Origin of the sequence: Tunicatimonas sp. (assembly GCF_049647865.1) — a bacterium.
Classification (GTDB): domain Bacteria; phylum Bacteroidota; class Bacteroidia; order Cytophagales; family Cyclobacteriaceae; genus Tunicatimonas.
On record NZ_JBARYM010000557.1, the window covers coordinates 1 to 3,448 of the forward strand.

General features: G+C 46.1%; 3 protein-coding genes. 2 read left to right on the forward strand and 1 reads right to left on the reverse strand.

The window, feature by feature from the left end:
* Together WBA23_RS16460 and WBA23_RS16465 are read left to right on the forward strand one after the other, a co-directional pair.
* Positions 1-750: T9SS type A sorting domain-containing protein (locus WBA23_RS16460; RefSeq protein WP_424583379.1), on the forward strand; the 750-nt coding region annotated here is incomplete at its 5' end.
* A gap of 90 nt (positions 751-840) precedes the next feature.
* Complete coding sequence (locus WBA23_RS16465; protein WP_424583380.1) at positions 841-2,556, forward strand: hypothetical protein; 1,716 nt, start codon at positions 841-843, stop codon at positions 2,554-2,556.
* 1 nt (position 2,557) lies between these two features.
* Here the strand turns inward: WBA23_RS16465 and WBA23_RS16470 are convergent.
* Positions 2,558-3,448 (reverse strand): sugar-binding protein (locus WBA23_RS16470; protein ID WP_424583381.1); only part of this gene is annotated, 891 nt, incomplete at its 5' end.

Here is a 3,448-nt window from a genome sequence, read left to right on the forward strand (position 1 = left end):
AGCACGTACTTGAGTGTTACTTTTGATCAGGGAGTTACCTGGGAATCGTATAATCTTACTGATGAGAACACTAGCGATGGTTGGACTAGTGTATCGCGTATTTTAGAAGGAGTCGCTGGGCAAGAATCAGTATTATTTAGAATAGGAATAGAGTCACATAGTACTGAGAGATACGAGGGAATAGCGATTGATAATATGCTGGTCTGTAGTGCTGGGAATATTGTTTCTATTTCGGATACAACCGTAATTGGAGGAGGATCATTGAGCATCCCTATTCAATTGGATAATCCCGACATCATAGAAGCATCGTATCAGGTATCCTCTAATAATCAGGAAATACTAGCTGATGAGAACCTTTCTGTTTCCGGTAATACCTTACAAATCAACTCTTCAACCGAAGCAAAAGGTGATGCAATCATTACGATATTTTCTCCAGATGCTTGCATTGCTGAGACTTCCTTCACTCTCACTGTTGACCAAATTACCGCACTAGATGACCAGCTTGATAAATCGTCCCAGGTACAACTGCACCCTAATCCAAGTACTGGTAACTATCAGATTAAAAGTAAAGAAGCGATCCGAGAAGTACGGGTATACAGCCCAACCGGGCAACTTTTGAAACAATACACCTACTTGTCTGATACTAATTGGGAATTGTCAATCGATGTTTACGGTCAGCCTAATGGGATTTACTATCTTCAGGTTGAAACAGACGATAATGTACTAACTCGTAAAGTGATAAAATACTAAGTTGGTATTTCAGTTTCTTGCGAAGTGACCCGGCTTTCCCTATTTTAAGGATTGTTCGCTTACTCTCTTATACAACAATCTGCGTCATTAATGAAAAGAAGATCGTTTCTATCCCACTTAGGAGCCACTGCTAGTATCCTTCCTTTTTCGTCCTACCCTTCCCTATCACTTTTTCATTCATCTTACGAAGAACCTGTGGCACTGCTGAAGGCATTTGCTGAGGGAAATGATGAAAGTATTGAAGGCTTGCTCAAGCGACAGGAGAAGGATATTACACATCCTAAGTACGGTGGAATTATGGATGGCTACGGTATTCACAATCCGCAAAACACGAGTAGCTTTCTTCAGCGATTGAGTTGTGGACTAATATCTGAATACTCGGCGTTTTACCAAAGTGAATTACTGCTTGAACCTATGCTTCGGGCGAGCGAATACCTGCTCAAGGTGCAGCACCCCGACGGAACGATAGACTTACATACTACTAATTTTCATTCTACCCCTGACGTAGCTTTTGTGGTAGAACCTGTGAGTTTGGCTTACACGTTACTTAATACCTACGCCTCTGCTACGACCGAGGCTATTCAGACTAACATGCAAAACTACCTAGAGAAAGGTGGTAAAGCATTGAATGTAGGAGGAATTCACACTCCTAATCACCGTTGGGTGGTGTGCATGGCGTTGGCCCGAGTAAACCATCTCTTTCCTGACCCAGCTTACGAAGTGCGGGTGAACGAGTGGCTACGGGAAAAAATTGATATTGATGAAGACGGACAGTATACCGAACAGAGTACGCTGGTGTATAGCCCTATTGTAAATAAGGCACTAATTACCGTAGCCCGACTAATGAACAAACCTGAATTGCTGGAGCCAGTACGAAAAAACCTGGAAATGAGCCTTTACTATATTCACGCCAATGGCGAGGGAGTAACCGAAGGCTCCGGCCGACAAGACAAATATCAGAAGGGTACCATGCGCCGGTACTATTATCCGTACCGCTACATGGCACTACACGACCAGAATCCTCGGTTTGCAGCGATGGTGCAGCTACTGGAAAAGCAAGATACGAACCGGCTGAACTATAACCTGGCCTACTTTCTGGAAGATACCGACCTAAAAAATTCATTACCCACAGTTGGCTCGCTTCCGACTGACTACGTAAAGGTATTTACTGGTTCTGATTTGGTACGGATTCGCCGGGGAGAGCGAGATGCTACCATTTTGGCCAAGAATCCGGTGTTCTTTACTTTCTTTAATGGCGAAGCTGCCCTGGAAGGAATCCGCTTGGCATCGGCCTTTTTCGGAAAAGGGCAATTTGAAGGCGAATCGCTGGAGCAAGATGGAGATGAATTTGTAATCCGGCAGTGGCTGGAAGGGCCCTACTACCAACCTTTTACGGAAGAAGAAGATTTGACGACCGATGGCGACTGGAAAAAAATGCCCCGCGACGAGCGCCCACAGAGTGAAGTTCAGAAGCTAGTATCCGAAATACGCATTCGTGAAGCGGGCAATGGGTTTCAGATTGATATTAGCGTGCTCGGAACCGACCGAGTGCCGGTAGCGATTGAATTGGCATTTCGGCAGGAAGGTACGCTGGAAGATGTTCAGGAACTAGAAGATACGCCGGAAGCCTACCTGCTGGAAGACGGATTCGGTACTTTCCAAAGTGGGAAGCATAAGATCAGGTTCGGGCCGGGACGGAATGAACATACCTGGACCCAGCTTCGCGGAGCACTGGATAAGTTAGACGCTCAGAGCGTGTACCTCACCGGTTTCACTCCTTTTGAGCACCAGCTTACCATTGAGTAATTTATTGCTCTTCCTCTTCTGAGCCGGAAGATGCTACGTCTACCGATTTGCGAAAAGTACCGGAACCTATATAATTTTGGTCTCCTCGCCAGTCGGGCTTCCAGAAAAGGGTTGTTTGATGCTGACCATCGTTATCAAAATCACGCACTCCCACATTTACCCGAAGGCTTTCCCAGCTACCGCCCTGCATTTCATTTAAGTAAGAAATCGGAACAGCGAACTCCGCTACGTACCCTTCATCGGTCCGGTTAACGGTAGCCTTTGTGCCTTCCGGTAGGCGGTCGGCCAGAAATAGCTTACTACTATCAGCTTCCTCTAGCGGACTAATACCCAAGTACAGCACTTCGCGGAATATTCGCTCCCCGGTTTCCAATGCACTAATATTTTCCGGGCGGGCATCAATCAACACGCTGACCCCATCTTGATCAAAAGGGTTTTTTCCCGGAGTAGTTTCTAACTGGTCATCGGTTACTTTAGCTCCTACGTACAGATAATCATCATCGTAAGTAATGTCAAACTGGAACGAAGCATCCTCCTCGCCCTGATGGGAAAACGGATCGCTATCTACGTAACCATTTTTTCCGACGGTATAGGCAAATTCTGACCATTCATCCAGCGAGCCATCTATTTGAACTGCTGATTCGGTAGGTGAGATCACGGTAACCTTTTCGGGGCGCAGTCGGTAGGTAGATTCAAAGGACACCTCTGGCATTTTCATGCCGGGTATATCGTCGCCTTGATAAGCAATAGTGCTGTGCAATACCAAAGGCGAAATACTATCTAGTGCAATTGGTTCGGTCGCCTGCAAACCCAGTTTCACCACCTCCACTGAGTTAGGACTGATTTCACGGGAAAGCGCGCCAAAGCTAGGAATAAGCTTAGGGTTTGCCTG

Coding starts and splice junctions, on each gene's coding strand:
- WBA23_RS16465 (WP_424583380.1), top strand. CDS start 841: ATGAAAAGAAGATCGTTTCTATCCCACTTAGGAGCCACTGCTAGTATC.